This window comes from Collinsella sp. AF38-3AC, assembly GCF_003474365.1.
Taxonomy (GTDB): domain Bacteria; phylum Actinomycetota; class Coriobacteriia; order Coriobacteriales; family Coriobacteriaceae; genus Collinsella.
This window is the reverse complement of sequence record NZ_QROM01000002.1, coordinates 218,756-245,738: the sequence shown is the minus strand read 5'-3', so window position 1 is coordinate 245,738 and position 26,983 is coordinate 218,756. Positions and strand designations below refer to the sequence as shown.

The window sequence follows — 26,983 nt, the reverse complement described above, 5'->3', positions numbered from 1 at the left end:
GGGTTTTGGCAGATACAAAAAGCGCGGGATCGGATTGGCTCCGACCCCGCGCTTTGTGTTGGCGCGTTGTTGTTGGGCTTAGCCCAGCAGGCTTAAGCCCACGGAGACAAACGCCAGGATAACGCCGACGATGGACTCGCCGCCGAGCAGGCCGCTGGCAACGACCAAGCCCTGCTCCTGGAAGGCGGCGTCCTTGGCGGCCTTCTCCTCGTCCGAAAGACCGGCAGTGGCATCGCGGTGTGCGGTCCACTTGTCGTAGGCAAGCTTGACGCAGGAGCCCAAGAAGGCCGTGAGCGACATGTAGAACGGCAGGTACACGCCCAGACCGATCATCATGGCCGGAATGCCGAGCCAGTACATGATGATGCCGGCGATAAAGCCGCCCGCAAACCACGGCACGCTTGGGATGCCCGAGACCATGGTGGCGACCACGCTTGCCTGCGCGGCCACAAAGCTCTTGTCGGGGCCGAAGGCGTCCGGACCATAAGCGGTGACGAGCGCGACCATGACGGCGGCAGCGACCAGGGCACCCACGATGCCGCCGATGGCCTGGCCGACCCACTGTGCGCGCGGGTTGGTGCCCAGCACGGCGCCAGCCTTAAAGTCGTTCATGACGTCGCCCGCAAGGCCGCACGCCACGGCTACGATGCCGGCGATAAAAAACAGCTTGACCTGTGCGAGCTGCGCGAAGGCTGCCACGATGAGCATGACGATGAGGCCAAAGATCTCCATGGGGTCGATGCCCGTCTGGCCGCAGCTCTGTGCGCTCATGATGGTGGTGACAAAGGTGAACAGCGTCACGATGACGGCCGGAACGGGACCAAGGTCAAGCACGATGGCGATGATCACGGCGATGGCGGCAGCGCCCAGGCCGATGATGCCGGCGTCGAGCTTAAGGGAGCCCGAGATGAGCGATTGCTCGTCGGTGTCGGTGGAGCTGTCGGCGGCAAGACCGCGGACGATGCCGGTGACCTGCGGCAGGATGTCCTTAAGGACGACGGCGACGCCAAAGCCCATCATGAGGCCCATGCCGAGCGACTTGACGATGCCCTGCGCAGTCACAACGTCGAATAGACCGGCAGCGGTGCCGCCCACGATGATGCCAAAGTTACCTAGCAGCGCACCGGCAAACCAGAACGCGACGGGGGCGAAGCCCACCAAAAAGCCGATGGAGAGCAGCATGGGCGAGTTATAGATGGCAAAGGTCACGCCGGGGATATTGAGCGTGCACAGCATACTGGGCACCACGCCCAGAGCGTCGCGAAGCACGCTGTAGATGCCTGCGATGGCCATGGAGCCAAAGAGCTGCTTGCCGGTCTTGCCGCCGGCCTCGGTGGCGCGCAGTGTCTGAGCTGCGGCGTTACCGGTGGGAAACTCCAGCGCGGCGTCCACGATAAAGTGGCGATGGATGAGCGCCGTTGCCAGAAGGCCCAAGATGGTGCCGGCGAGCGCCACGATAAACATGTCGAGCCAGCTGATCTGGTCGGCATAGCCCAGCATCCAAGCGCCCGGGATGGTAAACGCCAGGCCGCCGGCGACCATGGCGCCCGCGGACATGATGGTGTGGGTGACGTTGGCCTCGTTGAGGCTGGCGTTGCCCATGAGTTTGAGGAAGAACAGCGAGATGACGGCAGCGAAGATGATCGGCCAGGGGAGCGCGCCCATCTTGAGGGCGGTATAGGCCGAGCTTGCCGTGATGATCACGCAGCCAAGGACGCCGATGACGACGCCGCGCAGCGTGAGTTGCCCGCGCATCGAGGTGCGGTTCGAGGGATTGCTCATATAGAACTCCTTTGCGTATATCCGCTTCCCCCGGGAGCGCCGCTACGGATACGGCGCGGGAAGTCGGGTTACCAAGGGCCGCCGCGTGAGCCCGCGCGCGACCGCGCATCAGTATAGCCGCAAGGTAGTCATTTTGGGACGGGGCTATTTTAGCTACCCTTTGACAGTCGACGAATTATCTGGGATTGGGGCAAATATCAACCGACATATTGGGGTAGCTAAAATGGCCCCGTCCCAAAATGACTACCTGGGATGGCTGGTTCGGGTAGGCGATATACTGCTGGGCAGACGAAAGGAGCGCCGATGATGCTTAATGGGTGCGCATACATATTGACGGTCGACGTGGGCAACACGTTCATTCGCTTTGGTCTGTTTGCCGAGGATTCGGCTGCGGCGCAGGAATGCCCGCTTGCGACGTGCGAGATCACGACGCCGACCCGTATTACGGCCGATGAAGCGCGTATGCGTCTCGCTCAAGTCATGGCCGCGCTGGCGGCCGATGCGGGCATGCCGGGCACACTTGTGCCCACGGCTGCCGTGCTGAGCTGCGTGGTGCCGGCGCTCGAGCGCCCGTGGAAGACGGCGCTTTCTCGCACCTGTACGGGGCGCGTGCTCACTGTGGGACCGGGCCTCAAGACCGGCATGCCTGTGCACTACGATGACCCGGCCGAGATCGGTCCCGACCGCATCGCCGACGCCGTGGCGGCCCGTGCCGTCTACGGCTCTCCGTGCATCGTGATCGACCTGGGCACCACGACCAATATCGAGGTCATCGACGCGCACGGCACCTTTGTCGGCGGCGTTATCGCGCCGGGGCTGGCGCTCGGCGCCCGTTCGCTCTCGGCAGCTGCGGCGCGCCTGCCGCAGGTTGAGCCCTCGGCGCCGACGCATGTGATCGGTCGCAACACGCGCGAGGCCATGCGTTCGGGCGTGGTTCTGGGCGAGGTGGCCCGCATCGACGGCATGCTCGACATGGTGCTCGCCGAGATGCGCGCGACCAAGGCCGCGGGGGAGGGCAATGTACCCATCGTCATTACCGGCGACGATGCCGAGGCACTTGCGTCGCTGGTCGGTCACAGTCTGACAGTCGACGATGCGCTGACGTTGCGAGGACTGGCCGAGCTGTACCGCATCAACCAAAAGCCCCGCCGCGTGTAAAGGTGAGGGCGCCGGTGGGACAAACGCCCCCACCTTTCACCTGCTACAATGGGTCAAACTATTGCGATTACGGAGGTGTCTGCCATGTCGGACGATCTTCATCAAACTTCGTCAGGCAAGCGCCTGGACGTCATTAGCTGGGACGAGTTCTTTATGAGCGTGGCCATCGCCGCGCAGCGCCGCAGCAAGGACCCCAACACGCAGGTGGGTGCGTGCATCGCCAACACCAACCACCGCATCCTTTCGGTGGGCTACAACGGCACGCCCTCGGCGCTCAACGATGACTTTTTCCCGTGGGGTACGAGCGACGACCCGCTGCAGGACAAGCACAACTACGTGGTCCATGCCGAGGCCAACGCCGTGCTCAACTACCGTGGCTCGCTCAAAGATCTTGAGGGTTCCACGGTCTACGTCACGCTGTTCCCGTGCCACGACTGCGCCAAGATTTTGGCGCAGGTGGGCGTGGGCGAGGTTGTCTACCTGGACAACAAGTACGCCGACACCGATGACGGACGCATCAGCCGCCGCATCCTCGACTCCTGCGGCATCAGCTACCGCCAGGTTATCGTCGATGTTCACATCGGCACCGAGGGGCAGGCTCGGCAGTAGCGCGTGGCAACGCCAGCTGGCAACAAAAAGCAGCTAAAATGGCCCCGTCCCAAATTGACTGCTCGTGAAAGTCGTGTCCGCACGCATGGCTGGCGCCTAAGCGGGTACATGGCTGTAGTAACATAGCCCCTGTCCGCGGGCGTGCCCGCGTTATTGTGAGAAAGGAGCCCCTGTGGCTGTTAACGAAGAGCTGCTTAAGAAAGTTCTTGAAGAGATTCGCCCCAACCTGCAGGCCGATGGCGGCGATATGGAGTATGTGGGCGTCGACGACGAGGGCGTTGTCAAGCTGGAGCTGCAGGGCGCCTGCGCCGGCTGCCCCATGAGCTCGCTAACCCTGTCTATGGGCATCGAGCGTATCCTGAAGGAGCATGTGCCCGGCGTTACCCGCGTTGAACAGGTCAATGCTTCCGGCGAGGCCGAGGACCTGTACGACGAGTACGCGCCGTTCTAAGATGCGAAAGCTGCGGACGGTACGCTTCGCATAGACGTTACGCCATAATATGCGGCTGCGAGCGTAAGGCCCGCGGCCGCATTTGTATGTAGGGAGCAGGGGGATCGATATGCTCAACGACCTCTACCATATGCTTGATCCCGTCGCGATCTCGGCGGGCCCCATCACCATCTACTGGTACGGCCTGGCCTACGTGGTCGGTGCTCTGCTCACGGCGGTCGTTATGTACCGCACGCAGCGTCGTTGGGGCTTCGACATTACGATTGATGACCTGACGAGCGTCGTGGTCGGCGCGGTCTTTGGCCTCATTATCGGTGCGCGCCTGTTCTACGTCGTCTTTTACGGTGATGGCTACTACTGGGCGCACCCGCTCGAGATCTTTGCCACCAACGAGGGCGGCATGAGTTTCCACGGTGGCCTGGTCGGCGGCATTATCGGCGGCATCATCGTGTGCCGCATGTATAAGCTCGACGCCTGGACCATTGCCGACCTTGCAGTTATCGGTGCTCCGCTGGCGCTGTGCCTGGGCCGTTGTGCCAACTTTGTCAACGGAGAGCTGTGGGGCAAGCCGACCGATCTGCCGTGGGGCGTGGTCTTTGGCGGGACTGCGGGCGAGATGCCTCGTCACCCCTCCCAGCTCTACGAGGCATTTCTGGAGGGCATCGTGCTCTTTTGCATTCTGCAGGTGCTCAGCCGCAAAAAGCCGCTACTGCCCCAAGGCACGTTTATGGGCGTGTTCGTGATGGGTTACGGCATCGTCCGCTTCCTCGTCGAGTTCGTGCGCGTGCCCGATGCGCAGTTGGGCTATCTGCTGGGTGGCGTTATCACCATGGGTCAGCTGCTGAGTTTGCCGCTCGTGATCGCCGGCCTGGCGCTCATTATCTTCGCCCGACACCGCAATCGCCCCCAGCGCATCTACCTCGACGCCTAACCACCACATACCACCACAAAGGGGACAGGCACCTTTGTGGTGGTTTTGCCGAGTTTGATAGGTTTCTAGAAAGGCTCTTTGGACTGTGAAGGATTCCGACCTCTCCACAACGGCTGCGCGCGATGCCGCTCGCATCGTCTGGTTTAAGCGCTACCCCGCCAAGCAGACGCTCATCGCATTTTTGCTCGCGCTGTTGGCGACCACGGCGTTTTCCATCGATCCCGCCCCGGTGTCGAGCAACGCAGTCTTGGCGATTGACCCCAAAGCCTCGGGCATGCTGTACGTGTGCTACGAGGTACTCCTCTCGTTTGCCGGCCATACCGACGCGGTCATGCTGCTTGCACTTGCCTGCCTGCTCACGCTGCCGTTTCGCTACGTGTTCTTTGGCCGCGGCGACACCTGGCGCCCATCAATCATTCTGCCGTCGCTGTTTTTCGCCATCTGCATGGTGTTCGGCCGCAGCTACGACCTCACCGACTCGGCCGAGATCGTCCTTGGCGACAAAGCTCGCATCATCTGCGCCTGGATTGGCGGCGCGGGCTGGATGCTCCTGGCGATCGTTGCCTTCTACCTTGCCTTTGAGTGTCTAGATTGGCTGAGCTCTCGGCGCATTCCGTTTTCCGAAGCGCACTTTGGCCGCATATGGCGTGTGGCTCACGCCGTACTCTCGGTCCATCCCTTTGCCGGGCCCTTCCTGGTGCTTATGATCGCCTGGGCGCCCACGCTCATCGCTTCGCTGCCCGGCCTTTTTATGGGAGATACGGGTGCGCAGATTCGCCAGTGGTTCAACTATCCCAACGGCACGAGCGACTACCTGCGCCTACTCAACCCCAACGTGCTGCTCAACGGACATCACCCCGTGGTGCACACGGCCATTATCGGCTCGTGCGTTCAGCTGGGGCTTTCGCTGTTCAACAGCGCTAACGCGGGCCTCACCATCTATACCTGCACTCAATTTGTCATCACGGCTGCCTGCATGGCCTATTCCATCTCGTCGCTGCGCAAACTGGGCGTGAGCCTGCCGGTCCGCGGCGTGATCTTGCTGTTCTTTGCGTTTATGCCGATGTTCTCTAACTACGCGGCCCTGCTTACCAAAGATGTGCTGTTTGCCGACACGTTTTTGGTGCTGCTGGTACAGACCGTCAAGCTCGTGGCATGTGGCTTGCCCCGTCGTGATGCCAATGTCGAGCGAGCGGGCGAGAAAGCCACCGTGCTCTTTGCGCGCCACGACTGGCTGCTGCTCGCTCTGGGCGCCATGGGTTCCACGTTTTTGCGCAACGGCGGCCTGGTGTTTCCCCTGGCGGCATGCGTAATCGCGTCGGCGTTTTGCGCATGGGACGCGCATGTGGCTCGTCGTGCAGCCAAGCAGGCTGGTGCTGCGCCTTCGGGCGCCATCTCGCGCTTCCGCTGGGTGGGAGTTCTTGCGGTGCTTGCACTCTGCCTTGCCTTTAATATGTACTTCACCAAGGTCTTTATGCCGGCGCACGACATCACTCCTGGTTCCAAGCGCGAAATCCTCTCGATTCCGTTTCAGCAGACCGCTCGTTTCGTCCAAAAGCACGACGGCCTCAACTCGGGCGTCAACCCCACGGTTAAGGAGGACGGCACCATCGTGGAGGCTCCTTGCGACGGCTTGGTGGCCGACGAAGAGCGTGCCGTGATCGACCGTGTGCTCAAGTACGAGAATCTGGGCCGCCGCTATAACCCGGATAAGTCGGATGCCGTCAAAAATTGCTTTAACGAATACGCCTCGCAGGAGGACATCAAGGCCTATTTTGAGGTGTGGGCTCAGATGTTCAAAAAGGATCCCGAGTGCTATATCTCGGCGCTCATCAATAACTATTACGGCTACTTTTATCCGAGTGCCCGCGATGCGTGGGTCTACAGCACGGCGCGCAGTGCCGAGATTATGGCGCGCCCCGATAATCTCAAGTACTTCGACTTCCATCCGGTCGATAGCAAGGTTGTGCGCTGGTGCGACCACCTGATCAACCTGTATCGCGTGGCGGTGCAGCGCATCCCGTTTATCTCGCTCACCATGAGCTCGGCCACCTATGTGTGGATCATGATCGCCGCGGTGGTCTACCTGCTGCGTCGTCATTCATGGCGTGCGCTGGCAATCTGGGTGCCGCTGTTGGGCGTGCTCGCTGTGTGCCTGATTGGCCCGTGCAACGGCTCGACCTACATGCGCTACCTGTATCCGGTCATCGCCTGCATGCCCTTCGCCATCGGCGCCACCGTCACCCGCAGCGACTTCCTCTGGTCCTAACTTGGTGCATTGGGGTCAGGTTACTTTGCACCAAAGGGTGGCATCATCACGACGCCTTCATTTTGGGGTTTATCTCGCAGGCCAGTAGGTATATCATAACGACGTTTGTTTATATTGCCCGAGCATCTGCGCTGGGCTTTAGGTCGAAACCGATAGGAGACACGTATGTCCGGACACTCTAAGTGGGCCACAACCAAGCATCGTAAGGGCGCGCAGGACGCCAAGCGTTCCGCCCTTTTCTCCAAGCTCAGCCGCAACATCACCGTTGCTGCCCGTCTCGGCGGTGACCCGCTGCCCGAGAACAACGCCAGCCTCGCCGCTGCCGTTGCCAAGGCCAAGGCTCAGTCCATGCCTAAGGACAAGATCAAGTCCGCTATCGACAAGGCTTTTGGTTCGGGCGCCGATGCTGCCGTCTACGAGAACATCGTGTACGAGGGCTACGGTCCCGCCGGTGTCGCCGTCTACGTCGACTGCCTGACCGACAACCGCAACCGTACTGCCGCTGATGTCCGTTCCGCCTTCTCCCACGCTGGTGGCAACCTGGGCACCTCCGGCTCCGTCGCCTTCCAGTTTGAGCGCAAGGGCCAGATCGTCGTCGCCAAGGAGATCCTGGACGAGAACGCCAAGAAGGAGACCATGATCGCCAACGGTGCTGCCGGTGACGAGGATGAGTTCATGATGGCCATCGCCGAGGCCGGTGGCGAGGACTACGAGGACGCCGGCGAGGAGTGGATCGTCTGGACTGCTGCCAACGACGTTATGGCTGTCTCCAAGGCGCTCGAGGAGCAGGGCGTCCAGGTCAAGGGCTCCGAGACCACCATGGTCCCGACCACCCCGACCGAGGTCTCCGGCGCCGACGCCAAGAAGGTTCAGCGCCTCATCGACCGTCTTGAGGAGCTCGACGACGTCCAGGACGTCTACAGCACCATGGACATGACCGACGAGGTCATCGCTGCCCTCGAGGAGGAGTAGCGCCTGCACGGGTTAAGCCGTGCATATCTGGGCATAATGAAGCGAGCATGCAAGCCTCGTGGAATAGATGAGCCGGATCCGCGTGCGTAGAGCACCGGACCCGGCTCTTTTATAATGATGCGAACCGTTTTGCATTTCGAGAGCCGAGATTTGAAGGGAGCGCCGCGTGCGCGTACTCAAACGAGCCCTAGCGATCGTGTACCTTGCCGCTACCATCGTGGCGCTGGGTACGCTTGTCTGCCAGTTTTGGGGGCCGTATACGTATCGCTTTATGTTGCTGATGCGCGACTCCATGCCGCGCATCGTCGTCACGGCGTGCGCCGGCGTCGTGGCGATCGGCGTGCTGGTAAGCTTCTTCCGCCTGATGTTCGCCCGTCGCGAACCGTCCTGCGTGCATCCGGCGGGGGAGCGCAATATCGAGGTTACCCTCGCGGCGCTTTCTTCGTGCGCCAGGGCTGCTGCCGAGCGCGACGACCGCGTGATGGTCGAGCATGTCGAGGCCCGCGTCCAAGGCTCCGACGATTCGCACGTCCGTTTTAAGGTCGAGGCTATCGCGCTTGACGATAAGGACGTGGCATCTCTGGCTACCGCGATGCAGCAGCGCATCGAGGAAGCTTGCGACACCATGCTCGGTACGCCGGGTACGACTACGCGCGTCCGTTTTTTGCCGTCCAAGACTACCGTCCAGACCGTGGAGGTTTCCGGTGAGTGATACCAATCAAGATAAGACCGTCCGCACCCCGCGCCTGACCATCGATCAGAGCGCCGCGCCGGCAAGCGAGGTCGTCGATCCCAAGGTAGAGGGCACCGAGTCGCGTGACGCGGTCGTCGACGACTTTGACGAGGCCATGGGTCTCATTAAGGGCACGGGGGCGGCTATCTGGAGCTATGCCGTTCGCCATCCCAACACCACGCTCGGCGCCGTCGCGGGTTTTGTGCTCGCGGTGCTGGTGCTCACGCTCGGCCTGTGGGACACGCTGGTCATCGCATTCTTCGTGCTGATCGGGGCTGTGATCGGCCAGATTCGCGATGGCGAAAACGGGATCGTCAACTTCTTCGGCCGCCTGTTTAGCGGTCGCTAGCATGTATTCGACCGCCGCGTATGCGGTGGGCATAAGGAGGAACCATGGCTTTTAACACGAAGGTCGATGTGACCGATACCGAGCTCGATGCGGATGAGACCGTCGTCGCCGAGGCCGAAGGCGTGACGCTCGAGGACGAGGCGTTTGTCGAGGCCGAATCCGAAGACGAGGTTGACGAGGACGACGAGGAGGCTGACGAGTCCGAGGACTCGCTGACCTATTCCAACGGCGTGATCGAGAAAATCGTCGCCATGGCCACCCGCGAGGTGCCGCACGTCTTGGGCATGAAGGGCAACCTCATGCACTTTGTACAGGAGCAGTTTGGTGCCGAGAACCTGACCAAGGGCGTGACGGTCGAGGTCACCGATGACAACCGCGTGGTCGTCAACATTTCCGTCATGATCGAGTATGGCGCCTACGCGCCCGCGATTTTCGACGACGTTAAGGCGCGTGTGACCGAGCGCCTCGCCGCGATGACCGGCCTTGAGGTGGCGGGCGTCAACCTACGCATCGAGGATGTCATCACCCCCGAGGAGTACGAACGCCGCACCAACCAGCACGAGTAACCTGCCAAAAAGGGACAGGTTTATTTTGGCAGGTTTTATCTGCCAAAACGTTAAACGGCCAGTCACGCAGGCACATGCGCGGCTGGCCGTTCTTTGTATGCCCCCGATGCGGGCATACCGCTCGTCTAACTAAGGGTTGCAATTGCTGCGTTCCGCGTTACCCTAATGGGCGCATTGTTTCCAAATTGTTAACGAGGGGTTGCCGTAATGGCTGACGAGCACGAAACAGAAAGCAAAGCATGGGCGATTGAGACCGCTGCGGCAGAGGCGGCATCGCGTGCTGCCGAGGAGGTGCATCGTCCTCCGGTGGTGCCGATGGAGCGCGTTGTCGATCGCGATGTTATTGAGCAAGGCGAACGCGCCGGCCGCAAGCGCAGCCAGGAACCAGGCTTTCCGCGCTTTTTTGCCGAGCTCAACCTGGGCCTGATCCTCACGGCCTTTGCCATCGTGGCTTTCAAAACGCCCAATCACTTTGCCTTCGGCGGCACCTCGGGTGTGTCGGTCATTCTTTCTACGCTGTTCCCGACTCTGCCCGTCGGCGTCTTTATGTGGATTATCAACGCGGTCCTGGTCATCCTGGGTTTTATCTTTTTGGAGCGTAAGGCAATCCTTTGGAGTGTCTTTGCCTCCTTTGCGCTTTCGGCCTACGTCTCGCTGTTTGAGCTCTTTATCCCGACTGATGTCTCGATGACGGGCGATATGTGGCTCGACCTGTGCTTTGCCGTGATTCTGCCGGCCCTCGGCAGCGCCATCGTCTTCGATATTGGCGCCTCGACGGGTGGCACGGACATTCTGGCCATGATCCTCAAACGCCGCACCACGCTCGAGATTGGCCGCGCGTTGCTGCTGGTCGATATCGGCATCGTAACTATCGCGGCCTTTTTGTATGGCCCGCGCGTCGGCCTGTATTGCGTGCTCGGCCTGTTTGCCAAGACGCTTGTGGTCGACAAGGCCATCGAGAGCATTCACCTTCGTAAGGTCTGTACGATTATTTGCGCCGAACCGCGCAAAGTCGAGGAGTTTATCGTCAAGCATCTCAACCGCACGGCAACGATCAGCCGTGGCTACGGAGCCTTCTCGGGCAAGTGCGTGACGGTGATCATGAGCGTGCTAAGCCGCCGCGAGGCCGTGCAGCTGCGTCGCTACGCGCGCGAGGTCGATCCTGGTGCCTTTATCACGATCGTTGACAGCTCCGAGATCGTCGGCAAGGGCTTCCGCGGAACGAACTAACGCGAGCGCGCTCGTCTAACAATCAAATAACGCCCTGCGCGTTGCAAAAACGTCATCTAGGAGAATTTGTCCTCACACTGGGTGATAATGATGACAAGACATCGTTTGCGATCCAGGTGATTCGCTCAAGATACGAAGGGATGATTTCGATGTTCTGTTCGCAGTGTGGCGCTCCCATGGGCGATAACGACAAGTTCTGTGGCGCGTGTGGTGCTCCTAATGCAGCGGCCGGTGCGGCTCCTCAGGGGCAGCCTCAGCAGGTCATGACGCAGCCGCCCGTGGTCAACGTGCCCAAGGGCTGTGTGGCTCAAGCGTTTGAGGATATGACCAAGATGCCGGGCGTACTACAGCGCGTGTGCCAGATCGCCTTTTTGCCGGCGCTTATCTGCGTCGTGTCGGTGCTCGTGCTGTTCATTCCCGTTATCGGCGGTATCGCGGCTGCTATCGGCTTTTTGGCAGCCTGTGTGGCAAGCGCGTGCGGTTCTGGCTTTGGCATCGAATGGGGCCGCGACCTGTCGCTCAAGGTCGATGACGGCATCGACCGTCCGTTGATGCGCTCCACGTCGTTTGGTCTCGGAGTCTTTTCGGGCGTCATCTCGAGCGTGCTCAAGGTCATTGCTGCCATTCCCGTTATTGGTGTAGTGCTCTCGGTAATTGAAGGCGTTGCGCTCGGCGCCGCAGGTTCGTACTCTTACTACGGCTCCTATGCGCTCGAGGCCGCGCTGTTTGGCTCGCTGGGCCTGCTTGTCCTGGCTCTGATCGCTTCGGCGGTCCTGGGCGTCTTCTTTAAGATGTTCGCCGACATCGCCGTGATGCACTTTGCGGTGACCGGTCGCGTTGAGAGCGCGTTTTCGCTCGATAAGGTCTGGGCGGCCTTTAAGAACAATAAGACTAAGCTGTTCTGCGCTTCGTTTATTCCCGAGTTTTTGACGGGCCTGATCGCCAACGTCATCACATGGATCTTGACGGCCGTCTTTGGCGCCATTGCCTCTGTTGGTATGTATAGCTACTACTATCGTCCTACGGGTATTGAGGCAATCGTTTCCGGCGGCGGCGTCACGCTCGTGCTGTTTCTGGTGCTGATCGCATTCGTCACCGTATTTCTTACGGTCTTTGGCAGCATGCTCAAGCATCGTGCCGTTGGCTACTGGGTGGCGCGCTACGCAAGCGAGTGGGCCGACGAAGACAAGGACGACGTCCTGACGTTTGTGCTGCCGTTTGAGAAGAAGGCCGCTCCTTCGGGCTATAGCGCTCCGGATGCTGCGCCCGCGCCCGAGCCGGCGCCTGCACCCGAGCCTGAGCCTGCGCCGGTGCCCGAGCCCGAGCCCGAGCCGACGCCTGAGCCTGAGCCCGAACCCGAACCCGAGTCGAGTTCCGACGAGGACCTGCAGGACGAGTAGCCCTGCCGCCTGCCATTTGGGGACGGGGAGAAATGGTAGAAATAGAGCCTGACAAATGAGCGGGGGCGAACGTTGAGATAGCGTTCGCCCCCGCTTTGACATCGCGATGCGGCTATGACTGCGAGATAGTCGCGAATCGACTACTCGTCGTGCTTCTCCTCGCGGCGAGCGGCGGCGCGAGCTTCGTGGATGCCCTTGATCGCGGCATGACGAGCCGTGCGGGCATCGTGGATGGCGTCACGGGCCTCGGCAGTCGTCGCCTTGGCAGAGCGCAACTTGGCGGCCAAGTCGGGGTTGGTCTCGGCAACCGCGGCGATCGTGGGGCCGTCGAGCTCCTCTTGCGTGGGCTCGGCCAAAAAGTCGATGGCATACTGGGCGGCCACCATGGAACCCTTGGCCAGTACGGTCTCGTCAATCTTGTAAAAGCAGGAATGTTGGGCGTACGTGGCGCCAATCTTGGGGTTGCGCGTACCTACAAAGGCGAGCACACCCGGTACGCGGCGCAGGTACTCCGAAAAATCCTCGCCCGAGAGCGTGCCGCGATAATGGCCTTGGCCGGCGGGGCCCAGACACTTAATTACGGCCTGACGGCAGCGTTCGCTCGAGGCCGCGTCATTTTCGACCTTGTAGTTGGCGATGGTGTAGTCGGCGAGCTCTGCCTCGGCGCCCAAGGCTGCCGCAGTATGCTCCACGATGCGGCGCATAAGCTCCGGCATTTCCTCGTGGGTCGAATCGCCGTAGGTGCGCACCGTGCCGGCGAGGTAGGCCGTGCCGGCAATAACGTTGCGCGCGGTGCCGCCGTGCAGCTCGCCGACGGTGATGACCGCCGGCTCGTAGGGGCTAATCTCGCGCGAAACGATAGTCTGCAAGGCGTTGACGATCTCGGCGGCAACCATAACGGCGTCGTGGCCGCGCTGGGGCATGGCGCCGTGGCATGAGGTGCCGCGTACGTCGATGCGGAACCAGTCGGTGTTGGCCATGCGTGGACCGGGCTCGCAGCTTACGGTGCCGGCATCGACCTCGCTCCAGATATGCGCGGCGTAGGCGCCATCGACGCCGTCGAGCACACCTGTGCCGATCATGAGCTTGGCGCCCTGGCCGTTTTCCTCGCTGGGCTGGAAGACGATGCGGACCTCGCCGTGGATGTCGTCGGTCATATGGCGCAGAATCTGCAGCGTGCCGAGCATCATGGCGATGTGGCAGTCGTGGCCGCAGGCGTGCATGCAGCCCTCGTTGACGCTGGCGAACTCCTCGCCGGTCTGCTCGGTGACGGGCAGGGCGTCGATGTCGGCGCGCAGCAGGATGCGGCGGCGTGGCGTGCCGTCCTCGCGGTAGGCGTCGGGCGCGGTGCCGCGAAGGGTCGCCACAAGGCCCGTATTGAGCGGACGCTCGTAGGGGATATTCATGGCGTCGAGCTGGTTGGCGATGTCAGAAGTCGTGCGCTCCTCGGCGAGGCTCAGCTCCGGGTGCTTATGGAAGTGGCGGCGCTGCTTGATGATGTAGGGCTCAAACTCGGCAGCGATATCTTGGATGGCTGCGGTGATGTCGTCAGCCGCTCGCACCCCGGTCGCTGCCATAATCTGCTGTGCCTTGGTCTTCGTCATGATCGATTTGCTCCTTGCTGGGTTGATCGCAAAATCGTACAGGCTGCCTCCAGTATGCCACCTGCCACTTGGCGTGGCAAAGCAGCCGTTTGCCGCTTGGGGTTTAGTAACAAGAGTGGGGGAGTACACTCGGGGGTGTTGAATTTCCTGCCAGAGATGGGGATGCCCATGCAACATATCGATCGGATAATCCGCTCCAAGAACGTCTTTACCGCACAAGACGGCATCGATGATGCCCGTGAGCTGGCGATTGCCATCGCGGGCGACCGTATCGTCGCGGTCGGCAAGCCTGACGATGTGATCGCCGCGGCTCCCGCCGTCACGCCGGTTATCGATTACGGCGAGCAGTTTGTTTGCCCCGGTTTCCACGACGCGCACTTGCACTTCTTCCATACCTCGGTCGGCTCCTCGCCGTACATGCTCATGGATATGGGCACGTCCGAGGCAGCACTGGTACAGCATGCGCTCGAGTTTTCCCAGGACCTGCCCGATGACGCTTGGGTTGTGACGCAGGGCTGGCGCGATTACCGTTGGGACCCGCCCGAGCATCCAACCAAGGCGTCGCTCGATGCGGCATTCCCCGATCGTCCTTGCGTTATGTATTCGGGCGACGGGCACACGCTTTGGCTCAACAGCCGCGCACTCGAGGCGCTCGGCGTCACGCGCGACAGCGAGCCACCAGCGGGCGGCAGCTACGACAAGGACGCAAACGACGAACTCACGGGCATTGCGCACGAGGCGGCTGCCATGCAGCTGCTGCCGCGCTGCCTTGAGTGGCTGGGCGAGGATCGCATCGCGAGCGCTTACGCCGACCAGATGAAGCGTATGGCAGAGCAAGGCATCACCTCAATCTGCGATATGTCGCTCATGCCCATGCCGGGCTGCGACTTTATCCGCGACGACGTCTACGACAAACTACAGGCAGCCGGCAAGTTGGGCATCCGAGCCCATCTGTTCCCCACACTGCTGGATGACCAATCGCGTTTGGAAGAGCTGCAGGCACGTTACGCGAACAATGTGCTGCTCTCGGCGCCGGGCTTTAAGCAGTTCTTCGACGGCGTGTCGAGCGAACACACGGCATATCTCACCGAGCCCTATACCAATCCGCGCTTCCCGGGCGACCAGGGCCGTCTGACGGTTCCCGCCGAGCGCATGCGCAAGCTAGTTCTGGCTGCCGCGGAGCGCGGCCACACCGTGCGCATCCACGTCATTGGCGACGGTGCCATCCATGCCGCGCTCGATATCTTCGAGGAAGCGGCCGAACTGTACGGCCTGCCCCAGCACGGCCATAACACGCTCGAGCACCTGGAGAATTTGCTGCCTCAGGACATCGATCGCCTGCGCAAGCTCAACATCCTTGCCTCGAGCCAACCCTGCCACATCACGCTCGACCCAGGTGGTCCGGAGCGCGACCTGGGCCTGGAACGCAGCCGCATCATGTGGCCGTTCGCGACCTATAAGCAGCGCGGCATTCGCCAAGCCTTCGGTACCGACAGCCCTATCACGCCCGTTACCAGCATGAACGTGCTCTACACGGCTATCACACGCCAGGACCCCAAAAGCCACTGGCCCGAGGGTGGCTGGCTGCCGAGCGAGCGCATCGATGCAGCAACAGCCCTGCGCAACTACACCCTGGGCAGCGCCTATGCAGCGGGCGACGAGCAAAACCTCGGCAGCTTGGAGCCCGGCAAGTATGCCGACCTGGTAGTCCTGGACCAAAATCCGCTCACCATCGACCCCCAAGAACTGCAAGCCACCAAGGTTCAGGCCACCTACCTGGCAGGCAACTTGATTTACGAGCGCTAACCCCATCTGCATCGCCATTTTGCTGCACTGACTTTTCTGAACACCGGGCCCGGATAAGTTACCCCAGCTCCCGGGGCGGACCGGAGGGCATGAAGTTTGTCGCGAGTTCCGCACGCAAAGGAAAGCACTTAATGTGCTTTCCGTCTTGCGCAGGACTGTAGAGCAGCAAACTTCATGCCCTCCGGTCCGCCCCGGGAGCCACTGTTAAGTTATCCCCCGGCATTCAGAAAATCTAAGTGCCAAAAAATAAGATTTTTTGACTCCGTGTTGTATAACCCGCCATTCGTGGGTACCATTCAACGCGTACGCAAACAAAAAGGGTTAATTCGCGTGGTATAACCGCGCGGCCCAAAAAGGAGGAGACAAGCATGTCGTCTTTGAAGCCGCTTGCAGATCGTGTTCTGGTCAAGCCCGACGAGGCCGAGCAGAAGACCGCTTCTGGTCTGTATATCGCCAGCAACGCTCAGGAGAAGCCGCAGCGCGGCACCATCGTTGCCGTTGGCGCCGGCAAGGTCAACGACAAGGGTGAGCGCATCCCCATGGACGTCAAGGTCGGTGACGTTGTCATCTACGGCAAGTTCGGTGGCAACGAGGTCAAGGTCGACGGCGAGAAGTATCTGCTGATGCGCGCCGACGACATCTACGCCGTCGTCGAGGCCTAGTCTCGTCAGAATCTCTGATTCGTCTTTGAACGCGCCCGCCGCATAGGACTCGGAAGCGGCGACGCGAGTCGCATTTCTTTTGGAGGATTACCTACCATGGCAAAGAACATTACGTTTAACACCGATGCCCGCGCTAAGCTTGCCAAGGGCGTCAACACTCTGGCCGACGCCGTTACCGTCACCATGGGCCCCAAGGGTCGCTATGTTGCGCTGCAGCGCACGTTCGGTGCCCCGACCATCACCAACGACGGCGTTTCCGTCGCCAAGGAGATCGAGCTCGAGGACAACATCGAGAACATGGGTGCTCAGCTGGTGAAGGAGGTCGCCACCAAGACCAACGACACCGTGGGTGACGGTACCACCACCGCAACCCTGCTCGCCCAGGCCATCGTCAACGACGGTCTGCGCAACGTCGCCGCCGGCGCCAACCCGCTGGCCATCCGTCGCGGCATCGACAAGGCCGTCAACGCCGCCGTTGCCGAGATGAAGAAGCAGGCCAAGCCGGTCGAGACCAAGGAGCAGATTGCTTCCGTCGGTACCATCTCTGCCGGTGACCCCGAGGTCGGCGAGAAGATCGCCGAGGCCATGGAGGTCGTGGGCAAGGACGGCGTCATCACCGTCGAGGATTCCCAGACGTTCGACATCACCATCGACACCGTCGAGGGCATGCAGTTCGACAAGGGCTACGTCTCCGCTTACTTCGTCACGGACAACGACCGCATGGAGGCCGTGATGAAGGATCCGTTCATCCTCATCACCGACCAGAAGATCTCCAGCGTTCAGGACATCATGCCCGTTCTCGAGGCTGTCCAGCGCGCTGGCCGCGGCCTGCTCATCATCGCTGAGGACATCGACGGCGAGGCTCTGCCTACCCTGGTCCTCAACAAGATCCGTGGCGCCCTCAACGTCTGCGCCGTCAAGGCCCCGGGCTACGGCGATCGCCGCAAGCGCATCCTCGAGGACATCGCCGTCCTCACCGGTGGCCAGGCCGCTCTGGACGAGCTGGGCGTGAAGGTCGCTGATATCACCGCCGATATGCTCGGTACCGCTAAGTCCGTCACCATCTCCAAGGACAACACCGTCATCGTCGGCGGCGCTGGCTCCAAGGAGGCCATCGACGCCCGTATCGCTCAGATCAAGGGTGAGATGGAGAACACTACCTCTGACTTCGACCGCGAGAAGCTCCAGGAGCGCCTGGCCAAGCTCTCCGGTGGCGTTGCCGTCATCAAGGTCGGCGCTGCTACCGAGTCCGAGCTCAAGGAGATCAAGCATCGCGTCGAGGACGCCCTTCAGGCTACCCGCGCTGCTGTCGAGGAGGGCATCGTCGCCGGCGGCGGCGTCGCCTTCATGGACGCTGTGCCCGCGCTCGATGCTGTCGAGATTGACGACCCCGAGGAGAAGATCGGCGTCGACATCGTCAAGAAGGCTCTGACCGCTCCGGTCGCCACCATCGCCAAGAACGCTGGCTTTGAGGGCGCTGTCGTGGTCGACAAGGTTGCCGAGCTGCCCGCTGGCCAGGGTCTAAATTCTGCCAACGGCGAGTGGGGCGACATGATCGAGATGGGCGTCCTCGACCCCGTCAAGGTCAGCCGCGTCACCCTGCAGAACGCTGCTTCTGTCGCCAGCCTGATCCTCATCACCGAGGCCACCGTCTCCGATGTGCCCAAGAACACTCAGCTTGAGGACGCTATCGCTGCTGCTACCGCTGGTCAGCAGGGCGGCGGTATGTACTAAGGCCGACAAGGTCTAGAACTCCCACCGGGAATCCGCAGGGCGTGACGGGGGCTTCTCTCCGGAACGTCCTCGGACATGCAAAGAGGCTCCGCATCGCGCTTCGCGCTGCGGAGCCTCTTTGCGTCCTGCGGAATGTTCCGGAGAGAAGCCCCCGTCACGCCCCCGGATTCCCTGCGTTTACGGCCTTGAGGTCGGCTCGCGGAGAAGGACGTGGTTGATAGGGATGCGTGTCCCGGTCGCTGTTTCGCGCTTTGCGCGAAAGGCGCGCCACTTTGGGGTGGGTGGGGAACGTGGTTGTTTCGGCAACTGATCTCCGCCACAAATTACCCTCGGCATACTTGCGCGAAAGCCTGCTGGTGCTACACTTGCAATTGCTGTTTCAGGGCGGGGTGGAATTCCCCACTGGCGGTAAATCGGGCGGTGTCAAAGGGGCGCCGTGGCGCAGGTAAAGTGCCTGCGACCGAGCCGATGAGTCCGCGACCCGTGTGTGCGTTGGTTCGCATGCCGGCTGAACTGGTGAGATCCCAGTACCAACGGTTAGAGTCCGGATGAAAGAGGCAGGTGATCTTATGTCTGAACAGTCGCAGCATATCCATTTTGAGAACACGAATAGGTGGAGCACCAAACAGCTCGTTACCATGGCGCTGATGTGCGCCCTGGGCGCCCTGTTTATGTATGTGCAGCTGCCCATCCTTCCCTCGGCGCCGTTTTTGACGTATGACCCGTCGCTGGTGCCGGCGATGGTGTGTGGGTTTGCGTATGGCCCTGGTGCCGGCACAGCTGTTGCCGCCATGGCGATCGTAATCCATGCGCTTACCACGGGCGATTGGGTCGGTGCGCTTATGAACTTGGTTGCTACGCTGGGCTATATTCTCCCTGCGGCTATCGTCTACCAGAAGATGCACACCTATAAGGGTGCCGTGATTGGCCTGGTGCTCGGTGTTGTTGCCGCTACAGCGCTGTCTATGGTCGCAAACCTTACCATTGGCGTTTGGTTCTGGTATGGCTCGGTCGATGTGATTGCCCCGCTCATGCTTCCTGCCGTACTGCCGTTTAACCTTATCAAGACCGTGCTTAACTCGGTGCTCACGCTTGCAGTGTACAAGGCGGTCTCCAATCTCATCACGCCTAAAAAGGACCAGGTCAAAGGCCGCGCATGATTGAGTGTCGGGGCGTTTCCTTTAGCTATGACGGTGCCGTGCCGGCGCTTGACGGCGTCGATCTGAACATAGAGGACGGCGAGTTTTTCTGCATCCTCGGCGGAAACGGATCGGGCAAGTCGACGTTTGCCAAGCATTTGAACGCGCTACTGCAGCCCGATGCGGGAACGGTGTGCGTCAACGGCATGGACGCGTCCGATCCCGAGCTGGTCTACGACATTCGCTCGACCGCGGGCATGGTGTTTCAGAATCCCGACGACCAGCTCGTGGCGACGCTTGTCGAGGACGATGTTGCCTTTGGTCCCGAGAACTTAGGGGTGGAATCCGCCCAGATCGCACAGCGCGTGCGCGAGGCGCTGAAGGCCGTGGGCCTGGTGGGCTTTGAGCGCCACGAGACCCATGCACTTTCGGGTGGCCAAAAGCAGCGCGTGGCGCTTGCCGGCGTGCTCGCCATGGAACCGCGCGTGCTCATATTGGACGAGGCTTCTTCGATGCTCGATCCGCGTGGACGCAAGGGCCTCATGAAGGCTTGCCGCGCGTTGCACGCTCGCGGCATGACCATCGTGATGATTACGCACTTTATGGAAGAGGCCGCCGAGGCCGATCGTGTCGCGGTGTTTCGGGCGGGGCGCGTTGCCATGCTCGGTAAGCCCGAGGAAATCTTGACGCGGGCAGACGAACTTGCGCAGCTCAACCTGGATATGCCGGCGTCGTGCTGTCTGGGCAGGTCGCTTCGTGCGAAGGGCGTGCCCGTTTGCGCACAGGTGCATGAGGCGGATATGGTCGCCGAGATTGCGCAGGCTTATGCCGAGCGAAGTGGGGCAGACATCGCGGGGCAGTCTTCCGCATCCCAGTTGGAAATCGCTGACGGCACTGTTCCGGTAGACAACGAGGGCAACACGTCGGAGCCCGTCATCGAGCTATCCCATGTTTCGTACAGTTATTCGCTCAGTCCGCGCGAGCGCCGCCGCTGGCATAAGCGCTCGGCCACTGCGGGCAAATCGAGCAAACAGGCTCTCTGGGGAAACGACCCCAGCAGCCCGTGGGCGCTGCGCGATGTATCGCTGACGGTGCGTCGCGGCGAGTTCCTGGGCTTGGCAGGTCATACCGGTTCGGGTAAGTCGACGCTGGTCCAGCATCTCAACGGTTTGATTCGCCCTCAGGAGGGATCCGTTCGCGCGCTGGGGCTCGATCTGTCAAACAAGAAAGACGCCGCCGCGGTTAAGGCCAAGGTCGGCGTGGTGTTTCAATATCCCGAGCGTCAGCTGTTTGCCGAAACCGTGGCGCAGGACGTGGCGTTTGGTCCGCACAACCTTGGCTTGTCGCAGGCCGAGGTTGCCCGCCGCGTTGAGACATCGCTCTCGCGCGTGGGCCTCGACCTTTCCACGGTCGGCGACAAGAGTCCCTTTGAGCTTTCGGGCGGCCAGCAGCGCCGCGTGGCGTTTGCCGGCGTGCTTGCCATGGAACCCGAGGTCCTGGTGCTCGATGAACCCATGGCGGGGCTCGATCCGGCTGCGCGCAGGGATTTCCTTGAGCTTATCGATCGACTTCACCGTGATGGCCTGACCGTTGTCATGGTTTCGCACAGCATGGATGACCTGGCCAATTGCTGCGACCGTATCGTCGTAATGAACGAAGGCGCGGTGTTTGCCGAGGGAACCCCCGAGCAGGTGTTTGCGCATGCCGATGAGCTCAAGTCGATCGGCTTGGGCGTACCTGCTGCTCAGCGCATGGCGTTGGCGCTCGCGGAAGCGGGCGTGCCGCTGCGTCGCGGCGGGCTCTATACGGTTGAGTCGTTGGCCGACGAGTTGGCAGATTTGCTGATCGGTCGCTCGGACGGTTCTTCTAACGTCTCGGACAAGGCCAAATCCGAAACGGTCACGCGAGAGGAGGGTTGCTGATGGAGGCGTTTTCGTTTGGCAGCTACTATCCCGGCGATAGTGCAATCCACCGCCTGGACCCGCGAACCAAGTTGCTCTTGGGCTTTGTGTTTCTGATCACGACGCTCACAGTCAGTGGCTTCCGCGGACTGGCCCCTGTCGCAATTTTCGTCGTGCTGATCTATGCCGTGCCCCGGGTGCCGTTGCGCCGGGTCCTATCATCGATGGCGCCGCTGCTGGCGATCGTCGTCGTGGTCGCGGTGCTCAACTTGTTTACCGATCAGAGTGGGCGCATCCTGTGGCAGCTCGGCTTTCTGCAGATAAGCGAGGGCTCGCTGCGTTCTGCCGCCTTTATGGCGTGCCGCCTGACTCTGATGATGGCCGGCATGAGCGCCATTACGCTCACCACGCCCACGCTCGACCTCACCGCGGGCTTTGAGCGTCTGCTCGCACCGTTCGCGCGTGTGGGGCTTCCGGCACACGAGCTTGGCATGATTATGGGCATCGCGCTGCGGTTTATGCCGCAATTTGCCACCGAAATGAAACAGACGGCCGATGCGCAGGCCAGCCGCGGCGCGCGCGTGACGGGCGGTCCGCTCGGCGGTGTGCGCATGCTCGGCAGTGTGGCGATTCCGCTGTTCACCGGCGTGTTCCGTCATGCCGAGACGTTGTCTGCCGCCATGGATGCCCGTTGCTATCATGGCGAGCAGGGCCGCACACGTCTGCATGCGCTTGCATTTGGCCGCGGCGATGCGTTGGCGGCGGTGGTGACGGCGTTGCTGCTCATCTGCGTCATCGTCATCAATCTTCAACTTGTTTAGGCGCGATTTGAGCGCAAGAAAGGGGTCCCTATGACCGACAACGACCGCACGGCTCAGCTTGAGCGCGCCTGTTTGTATCTCAGGCGCATTCCGGCGTGGTATCTGGCCACGACCGATGTGGCCGACGGACATCAGCCCCGCGTGAGGCCGTTTTCGTTTGCCATGGTCGATGACGGCAAACTGTGGTTTTGCACGTCGCGCGACAAGGATGTGTGGGCGGAGCTGAGTGCGAATCCCAAGTTCGAGCTCTCGGGCTGGAAGCCGGGGGAATGTTGGATCGTATTGACCGGCGAGGCCGCACTTGAGGACGACGCAGTTGCGAGCGACAAGGTGCGTCAAGCGGGTTTTAAGCACATGGTGGGCATCGGCGAGGAACACGAGAGTGCCAACGACGGCCGCCTTGCTTTCTTTTCGGTCCGCAACATTGCCGCGCGCTTCTGCGATATCGACGGCAGCGAGGAGCGCCTGGAGCTCTAGCTCACACAGACCAGTCTTCCGGGGTAGTTAATTTGGGACGGGGCTATTTTAGCTACCCCCATATGCCAGTTGACAATTATCCTGGCCAAATAATTCATTGGCAGTTAAGGGGTAGCTAAAATAGCCCCGTCCCAAATTAACTACCCATCTCAAATTAGCTAGTGGCAGGAGGAACCGTGGACGGATTGAATACGGTACTGGAGTATCTGACGTCGGTGCCGGCGTGGTATCTGGCGACGAGTGTGGACGGGCAGCCGCATGTGCGTCCGTTCTCGTTTGCGCAGATTCAGGACGGCAAGCTGTGGTTTGTAACGGCGCGTACTAAAGATGTGTGGCAAGAGCTGCTGCATAATCAGCGTTTTGAGGCCACGAGTTGGTGGCCGGGCCATGGTTGGTTGATCTTGCGCGGGCGTGCGGGTCTGGATGACCAGGCCGCTCCCGATATGCGCGAGGCAGGATGGAAACATCTTGAGCGCTTGAGCGAGCACTATGAGGGGCCTAACGACCCCACGCTCGTCTTCTTTAGCGTCGAGGATCCCGAGGCGTATATCTGCAACCACGATGAATGGGTGCCGGTCGAGCTGTAGTCAGGCTAGCTCATCTTAACAACTTAGTATCCGCATGGGCGGGCCCCGTATTGCCCGGCGCCGTAAGGAGTGCCGGTCAATACGGGGCCCGCTCCAATTTGTCAATTCCTTCAAGCAAATATGTCGGGCGTGTTTCAATGCATGAAGACGCAAACTATTTACGTAAATATGTATTCTCTGGTGCTAAAGTTTCAACCTACCTCATAACGACGACTGCGGAATGCGCATCGGTGCCTACATCGCAGACAAGGAGTCTGAAATGTCTTTGAAGGTTGGAATCGTCGGTGCGGCGGGATACGCCGGAGCCGAGCTTATTCGCCTCATTCTCGGCCATCCCGAGTTTGAGCTTGTTGCCATTACGTCCAACGCCGATGCTGGCCAGCCGCTGTCCGCGGTGTACCCGAGCTTTGCTGGCATAAGCGATCTGGTTTTTACCACGCATGACGCCCCCGAGCTCAAGAGCTGCGATGCGGTCTTTCTTGCCGTGCCGCACACGGCTGCCATGGCACAGGTGCCCGCCCTGCTCGCCGCGGGAGTCTCCTGCATTGACCTCTCGGCCGACTACCGCCTGAACGATCCGGTCACCTTTGAGGTCTGGTATGCCGCCGAGCACACGAGCCCCGAGCTGCTCAAGACCCGTGCCTTTGGTCTGCCCGAGCTGTTCTGCCAGGACTTGGAGACCGCCGCATCCGACCATGCCGACGGCAAACCCGTGCTGGTCGCCTGTGCCGGTTGCTATCCCACCGCAACGAGCCTTGCCGCCGCGCCCGCCGTGCGCGCCGGCTGGGTTGCCCAGAGTGGCCCCGTGATCGTTGACGCTATCAGCGGTGTGACGGGTGCCGGTAAGTCCTGTAACGCCCGTACGCATTTTTGCAGCGCGGACGAAAACCTGGAGGCCTATGGCGTGGGCAAGCACCGTCACACGCCCGAAATTGAGCAGATCTTGGGCCTAACCGATCGCGTCGTCTTTACCCCGCACCTGGCACCGCTCAAGCGCGGTCTACTCTCTACGGTAACGATGCCGCTTACGCCACAGGCTATCGATACCTTGACCCGTGAGGACGTTGTCGACCATTACAAGCAGTTCTACGCCGGTCGCACCTTCGTGCGTGTATTCGATGCCGGTCAGCAGCCCAAGACGGCTTCGGTCGTCGGCACCAACGCCGCCCAGATCGGCCTCGCGCTCAACAAGCGCGCGGGCGTGCTGGTGGCGACGGGCGCCATCGACAATCTGTGTAAGGGTGCAGCAGGCCAGGCGGTCCAGTGCGCCAATATCGTCTTTGGTTTTGACGAGCGACGAGGCTTGCCCACAGTGGCGTGCCCGGTGTAGCACATTCGATTGTTAACGATTTGGTAGTCGGGCATCGAGTGGGGCGCCACTCTTAAGCTGGTTTCATGATCACGACTGGCATGGCGCACCAACCGATGTCCGTTTTTTGTTTGACATAAGGAGTCATAAAGACGATGAATACCGAGCTGTTTGATATCAAGATTCGCGCTATCGAGGGTGGCGTTACGGCTGCGGCTGGTTTTAAAGCCGCAGGCATCCACGCTGGGTTCCGCAATAATCCCGAGCGCCTGGATTACGCCCTCGTCGTGCCCGATAAACCCTGTCCCGGTGCCGGCGTGTTTACCACCAATCGCTTTTGCGCGGCGCCCGTGCAGGTGAGCCGTGCCAACCTGGGCGGTGCCGACAAGGGCTACGGCATCATCGCCGGCGTTTCGGTCAACTCTGGCAATGCCAACGCCGCCACGGGTGAGACCGGCCTTGCATGCGCGCGCGAGACGTGCAGCATCGCATCGCAGGTCATCGGCTGCGAGCCCCAGCAGATTCTAGTTGCCTCAACGGGTGTGATTGGCCAGATTCTGCCGATCGACACGTTTGAGGCCGCCATTCCTGCTGCCTACGAGGCGCTCTCCGCCCACGGTGGCGCCGATGCCGCTCGCGCCATCATGACGACCGACACGCACTCTAAGGAGTACGCCGTGTCCTACGTCAGTGAGGCTGCGGGTCATGAGGACAATGTCTATACGGTAGGAGGAATGTGCAAGGGCTCGGGCATGATCATGCCCAACATGGCCACCATGATCGCGGTCATCACTACCGATGCTCCCGTTGAGCCGGCGGCACTTCATGCCCTGCTGCTCTCGACCGTCAAACAGACCTTCAACAAGGTAACGGTCGATTCCGACACCTCGACCAACGACACCTGCATCATGCTTGCCTCCGGCGCCGCCGCAGATGCCGAGCCTATCGTCGAGGGCTCCGATGCCTTTGACGAGTTGGCATTTGCCGTGCACGAGGTGTGCGAGAGCCTGGCGCGCAATATCGCCGCCGACGGCGAGGGCGCATCCAAGCTTGTTACGGTCAACGTTACCGGCGCCGTGAACGACGAGGAGGCCGATATCGCCGCTCGTGCCGTTGCCAACTCGCCGCTCGTTAAAACCTGCATCGCCGGCCACGACTGCAACTGGGGCCGCGTTGCCATGGCGCTCGGCAAGTGCGGCGTGCGGTTTAACCAGGAAGACGTTTCAATCGACATGATGGGTATGCCCGTTTGCCGCGATGGCCTGACTGTTCCCTTTGACGAGGACGAGGCCTTGCGACGTTTCGAGGCGCCCGAGATCGTAATCTCGGCCGACCTGGGCGCAGGCGACGCGGCAACGACCGTGTGGACCTGCGACCTCACGCATGAGTACATCTCCATCAACGGCGACTACCGTTCCTAGACTCCCGATGTGCCGCGCGTCCCGCTGCAATCGCGGGCAACGAGGTGCGGCGCGATTGCTACACGAAAGACGAGGCAGACTATGAAGTTCGCACGCGATTGTCGCTCGAGCGAATCCAACGAAGTTACCGCGCAGCTGCTGTTCGAGGCGCTGCCGTGGATTAAGAACCTGACCGGTAAGACGGTCGTTATCAAGTACGGCGGCGCCGCCATGGTCGACGAGCAGCTGCGCCGTGACGTGATGAGCGACATCGTCCTGCTCAAGATCATCGGCATGCGCCCTGTTATCGTGCACGGTGGCGGCAAGGCCATCAACGAGGCGCTCAGCCACTATGACATCCCCGTCGAGTTTAAGAACGGCCAGCGTGTGACCACGCCTGCCACCATGGATATCGTGCGCGAGGTGCTGGGCGGTAAGGTCAACCAGGAGCTGGTCGCGGCGCTCAACCACCATGGCAACCTGGCCGTGGGCGTGTCGGGCAGCGACGCCGGTACCCTTATCGCCGAGCCACTCGACCCAGAGCTCGGCCGCGTAGGCAAGGTCACGCACGTCAACACCGACTATATCGAGCGTTTGCTCGACAGCGAGTACATTCCCGTTATCGCCACGGTCGCGGCGGGGGAGGACGGTGGCTTCTTCAACATCAACGCCGATACCGCCGCCGGTGCCGTTGCGGCAGCGCTCCACGCGCACAAGGCGATTTTCTTGACCGACGTCGACGGCCTGTACAAGGACTTTAGCGACAAGGATTCACTTATCTCCAACCTGACGCTCGACGAGGTCAATGAGATGCTCTACGGCGGCGAGGTCGATAAGGGCATGATCCCCAAGCTTCGTGCGGCTGTCGACGCGCTTACCGCTGGCGTGTTCCGAGCCCACATCATCAACGGCACGACGCCGCATTCGCTGCTCTTGGAGTTGCTGACCGATGCCGGCGTCGGCACCGTGATTCATTCCACCGAGACGGCTTACGAGTTCGATACGCATCCGCATCCGCTTTCGACGTTTGCTGCGCGTCTGACCGAGAACCTCGACGAGGTCGAGAAGCTTCAGATGGTCTAGCTGACCCGCA

At 61.2% G+C, this 26,983-nt stretch carries 24 protein-coding genes and 1 riboswitch; of the genes, 22 read left to right on the top strand and 2 right to left on the bottom strand.

What is annotated here, in order from left to right; genetic code table 11:
- Positions 1-78 precede the first annotated feature (78 nt).
- Positions 79-1,782: an OPT/YSL family transporter gene (locus DW029_RS02495; protein ID WP_118345175.1), complete on the bottom strand. Its 1,704-nt coding sequence runs from the start codon at positions 1,780-1,782 to the stop codon at positions 79-81.
- 303 nt (positions 1,783-2,085) lie between these two features.
- Between DW029_RS02495 and DW029_RS02490 the strand changes: the two genes are divergently transcribed.
- The 11 genes from DW029_RS02490 to DW029_RS02440 all read left to right on the top strand — a co-directional run bounded on the left by DW029_RS02490 (position 2,086) and on the right by DW029_RS02440 (position 12,450).
- Positions 2,086-2,940 carry a type III pantothenate kinase gene (locus DW029_RS02490; RefSeq protein WP_233543775.1) on the top strand — a complete coding sequence of 285 codons (855 nt, stop codon included), beginning with the start codon at positions 2,086-2,088 and terminating at the stop codon, positions 2,938-2,940.
- An 84-nt stretch (positions 2,941-3,024) separates the two neighbouring features.
- Positions 3,025-3,549: a dCMP deaminase family protein gene (locus DW029_RS02485; RefSeq protein WP_117798505.1), complete on the top strand. Its 525-nt coding sequence runs from the start codon at positions 3,025-3,027 to the stop codon at positions 3,547-3,549.
- Between the two features lie 172 nt (positions 3,550-3,721).
- Positions 3,722-4,000 (top strand): NifU family protein, encoded by a 279-nt coding sequence (locus DW029_RS02480; protein WP_035137589.1) that lies wholly within the window; start codon positions 3,722-3,724, stop codon positions 3,998-4,000.
- A 109-nt stretch (positions 4,001-4,109) separates the two neighbouring features.
- Positions 4,110-4,931, top strand: a complete 822-nt coding sequence (lgt, locus tag DW029_RS02475; protein WP_118272938.1) for a prolipoprotein diacylglyceryl transferase — start codon at positions 4,110-4,112, stop codon at positions 4,929-4,931.
- Between the two features lie 85 nt (positions 4,932-5,016).
- On the top strand, positions 5,017-7,200 hold the full coding sequence (locus DW029_RS02470; RefSeq protein ID WP_233543774.1) for a DUF6020 family protein: 2,184 nt from the start codon (positions 5,017-5,019) through the stop codon (positions 7,198-7,200).
- Between the two features lie 165 nt (positions 7,201-7,365).
- Positions 7,366-8,172, top strand: a complete 807-nt coding sequence (locus DW029_RS02465; RefSeq protein WP_117734266.1) for a YebC/PmpR family DNA-binding transcriptional regulator — start codon at positions 7,366-7,368, stop codon at positions 8,170-8,172.
- A 166-nt stretch (positions 8,173-8,338) separates the two neighbouring features.
- Positions 8,339-8,884, top strand: coding sequence for a hypothetical protein (locus DW029_RS02460; protein ID WP_147351859.1), 546 nt, complete (start codon positions 8,339-8,341; stop codon positions 8,882-8,884).
- Complete coding sequence (locus tag DW029_RS11650; protein WP_233505175.1) at positions 8,877-9,254, top strand: DUF2273 domain-containing protein; 378 nt, start codon at positions 8,877-8,879, stop codon at positions 9,252-9,254. The genes DW029_RS02460 and DW029_RS11650 overlap by 8 nt, the downstream gene beginning before the upstream one ends.
- A 44-nt stretch (positions 9,255-9,298) precedes the next feature.
- Positions 9,299-9,820 (top strand): Asp23/Gls24 family envelope stress response protein, encoded by a 522-nt coding sequence (locus DW029_RS02450; protein WP_118345173.1) that lies wholly within the window; start codon positions 9,299-9,301, stop codon positions 9,818-9,820.
- A gap of 207 nt (positions 9,821-10,027) precedes the next feature.
- On the top strand, positions 10,028-11,050 hold the full coding sequence (locus tag DW029_RS02445) for a YitT family protein (protein ID WP_118345172.1): 1,023 nt from the start codon (positions 10,028-10,030) through the stop codon (positions 11,048-11,050).
- 149 nt (positions 11,051-11,199) lie between these two features.
- Entirely contained in the window at positions 11,200-12,450 is a 1,251-nt protein-coding gene (locus tag DW029_RS02440; RefSeq protein ID WP_158572594.1) for a zinc-ribbon domain-containing protein, read from the top strand.
- Positions 12,451-12,590: 140 nt separating this feature from the next.
- On the opposite strand, the gene DW029_RS02435 is transcribed toward DW029_RS02440, so the two are convergent.
- Positions 12,591-14,054 (bottom strand): M20 family metallopeptidase, encoded by a 1,464-nt coding sequence (locus DW029_RS02435; protein ID WP_118345170.1) that lies wholly within the window; start codon positions 14,052-14,054, stop codon positions 12,591-12,593.
- A gap of 168 nt (positions 14,055-14,222) precedes the next feature.
- Between DW029_RS02435 and DW029_RS02430 the strand changes: the two genes are divergently transcribed.
- The 11 genes from DW029_RS02430 to argB all read left to right on the top strand — a co-directional run bounded on the left by DW029_RS02430 (position 14,223) and on the right by argB (position 26,973).
- Positions 14,223-15,860, top strand: a complete 1,638-nt coding sequence (locus tag DW029_RS02430) for an amidohydrolase (RefSeq protein ID WP_233543773.1) — start codon at positions 14,223-14,225, stop codon at positions 15,858-15,860.
- Between the two features lie 368 nt (positions 15,861-16,228).
- Positions 16,229-16,522, top strand: a complete 294-nt coding sequence (gene groES, locus DW029_RS02425; RefSeq protein ID WP_022094351.1) for a co-chaperone GroES — start codon at positions 16,229-16,231, stop codon at positions 16,520-16,522.
- A 96-nt stretch (positions 16,523-16,618) separates the two neighbouring features.
- Entirely contained in the window at positions 16,619-18,256 is a 1,638-nt protein-coding gene (groL, locus tag DW029_RS02420; RefSeq protein ID WP_117734272.1) for a chaperonin GroEL, read from the top strand.
- A gap of 371 nt (positions 18,257-18,627) precedes the next feature.
- Positions 18,628-18,820, top strand: a riboswitch (FMN riboswitch).
- Positions 18,821-18,825: 5 nt separating this feature from the next.
- Entirely contained in the window at positions 18,826-19,416 is a 591-nt protein-coding gene (locus DW029_RS02415; RefSeq protein WP_117763492.1) for an ECF transporter S component, read from the top strand.
- Entirely contained in the window at positions 19,413-21,317 is a 1,905-nt protein-coding gene (locus tag DW029_RS02410) for an energy-coupling factor transporter ATPase (protein WP_118345169.1), read from the top strand. Before DW029_RS02415 ends, DW029_RS02410 begins: the two co-directional genes overlap by 4 nt.
- Positions 21,317-22,117: an energy-coupling factor transporter transmembrane protein EcfT gene (locus DW029_RS02405; protein WP_118345168.1), complete on the top strand. Its 801-nt coding sequence runs from the start codon at positions 21,317-21,319 to the stop codon at positions 22,115-22,117. Before DW029_RS02410 ends, DW029_RS02405 begins: the two co-directional genes overlap by 1 nt.
- Before the next feature lie 30 nt (positions 22,118-22,147).
- A complete protein-coding gene (locus DW029_RS02400; protein WP_117734276.1) occupies positions 22,148-22,594 on the top strand; it encodes a pyridoxamine 5'-phosphate oxidase family protein in 447 nt (148 codons plus the stop codon).
- A 176-nt stretch (positions 22,595-22,770) separates the two neighbouring features.
- Positions 22,771-23,181 carry a pyridoxamine 5'-phosphate oxidase family protein gene (locus DW029_RS02395; protein WP_117734277.1) on the top strand — a complete coding sequence of 137 codons (411 nt, stop codon included), beginning with the start codon at positions 22,771-22,773 and terminating at the stop codon, positions 23,179-23,181.
- Between the two features lie 259 nt (positions 23,182-23,440).
- Positions 23,441-24,511: an N-acetyl-gamma-glutamyl-phosphate reductase gene (gene argC / locus DW029_RS02390; RefSeq protein WP_118345167.1), complete on the top strand. Its 1,071-nt coding sequence runs from the start codon at positions 23,441-23,443 to the stop codon at positions 24,509-24,511.
- A 134-nt stretch (positions 24,512-24,645) separates the two neighbouring features.
- Entirely contained in the window at positions 24,646-25,911 is a 1,266-nt protein-coding gene (gene argJ / locus DW029_RS02385) for a bifunctional glutamate N-acetyltransferase/amino-acid acetyltransferase ArgJ (RefSeq protein WP_199582454.1), read from the top strand.
- An 81-nt stretch (positions 25,912-25,992) separates the two neighbouring features.
- A complete protein-coding gene (gene argB, locus DW029_RS02380; RefSeq protein ID WP_118345165.1) occupies positions 25,993-26,973 on the top strand; it encodes an acetylglutamate kinase in 981 nt (326 codons plus the stop codon).
- The last annotated feature ends 10 nt before the right edge of the window (positions 26,974-26,983 follow it).

Bases quoted from the DNA above. Each gene is read 5' to 3' on its own strand.
- DW029_RS02465 (WP_117734266.1), top strand. From the start codon at position 7,366: ATGTCCGGACACTCTAAGTGGGCCACAACCAAGCATCGTAAGGGCGCG.
- DW029_RS02445 (WP_118345172.1), top strand. From the start codon at position 10,028: ATGGCTGACGAGCACGAAACAGAAAGCAAAGCATGGGCGATTGAGACC.
- DW029_RS02410 (WP_118345169.1), top strand. From the start codon at position 19,413: ATGATTGAGTGTCGGGGCGTTTCCTTTAGCTATGACGGTGCCGTGCCG.
- DW029_RS02440 (WP_158572594.1), top strand. From the start codon at position 11,200: ATGTTCTGTTCGCAGTGTGGCGCTCCCATGGGCGATAACGACAAGTTC.
- argC (WP_118345167.1), top strand. From the start codon at position 23,441: ATGTCTTTGAAGGTTGGAATCGTCGGTGCGGCGGGATACGCCGGAGCC.
- groL (WP_117734272.1), top strand. From the start codon at position 16,619: ATGGCAAAGAACATTACGTTTAACACCGATGCCCGCGCTAAGCTTGCC.
- DW029_RS02490 (WP_233543775.1), top strand. From the start codon at position 2,086: ATGATGCTTAATGGGTGCGCATACATATTGACGGTCGACGTGGGCAAC.
- groES (WP_022094351.1), top strand. From the start codon at position 16,229: ATGTCGTCTTTGAAGCCGCTTGCAGATCGTGTTCTGGTCAAGCCCGAC.
- DW029_RS02415 (WP_117763492.1), top strand. From the start codon at position 18,826: ATGTCTGAACAGTCGCAGCATATCCATTTTGAGAACACGAATAGGTGG.
- argJ (WP_199582454.1), top strand. From the start codon at position 24,646: ATGAATACCGAGCTGTTTGATATCAAGATTCGCGCTATCGAGGGTGGC.
- DW029_RS02405 (WP_118345168.1), top strand. From the start codon at position 21,317: ATGGAGGCGTTTTCGTTTGGCAGCTACTATCCCGGCGATAGTGCAATC.
- lgt (WP_118272938.1), top strand. From the start codon at position 4,110: ATGCTCAACGACCTCTACCATATGCTTGATCCCGTCGCGATCTCGGCG.
- DW029_RS02450 (WP_118345173.1), top strand. From the start codon at position 9,299: ATGGCTTTTAACACGAAGGTCGATGTGACCGATACCGAGCTCGATGCG.
- DW029_RS02400 (WP_117734276.1), top strand. From the start codon at position 22,148: ATGACCGACAACGACCGCACGGCTCAGCTTGAGCGCGCCTGTTTGTAT.
- DW029_RS02435 (WP_118345170.1), bottom strand. From the start codon at position 14,054: ATGACGAAGACCAAGGCACAGCAGATTATGGCAGCGACCGGGGTGCGA.
- DW029_RS02495 (WP_118345175.1), bottom strand. From the start codon at position 1,782: ATGAGCAATCCCTCGAACCGCACCTCGATGCGCGGGCAACTCACGCTG.
- argB (WP_118345165.1), top strand. From the start codon at position 25,993: ATGAAGTTCGCACGCGATTGTCGCTCGAGCGAATCCAACGAAGTTACC.
- DW029_RS02430 (WP_233543773.1), top strand. From the start codon at position 14,223: ATGCAACATATCGATCGGATAATCCGCTCCAAGAACGTCTTTACCGCA.
- DW029_RS02485 (WP_117798505.1), top strand. From the start codon at position 3,025: ATGTCGGACGATCTTCATCAAACTTCGTCAGGCAAGCGCCTGGACGTC.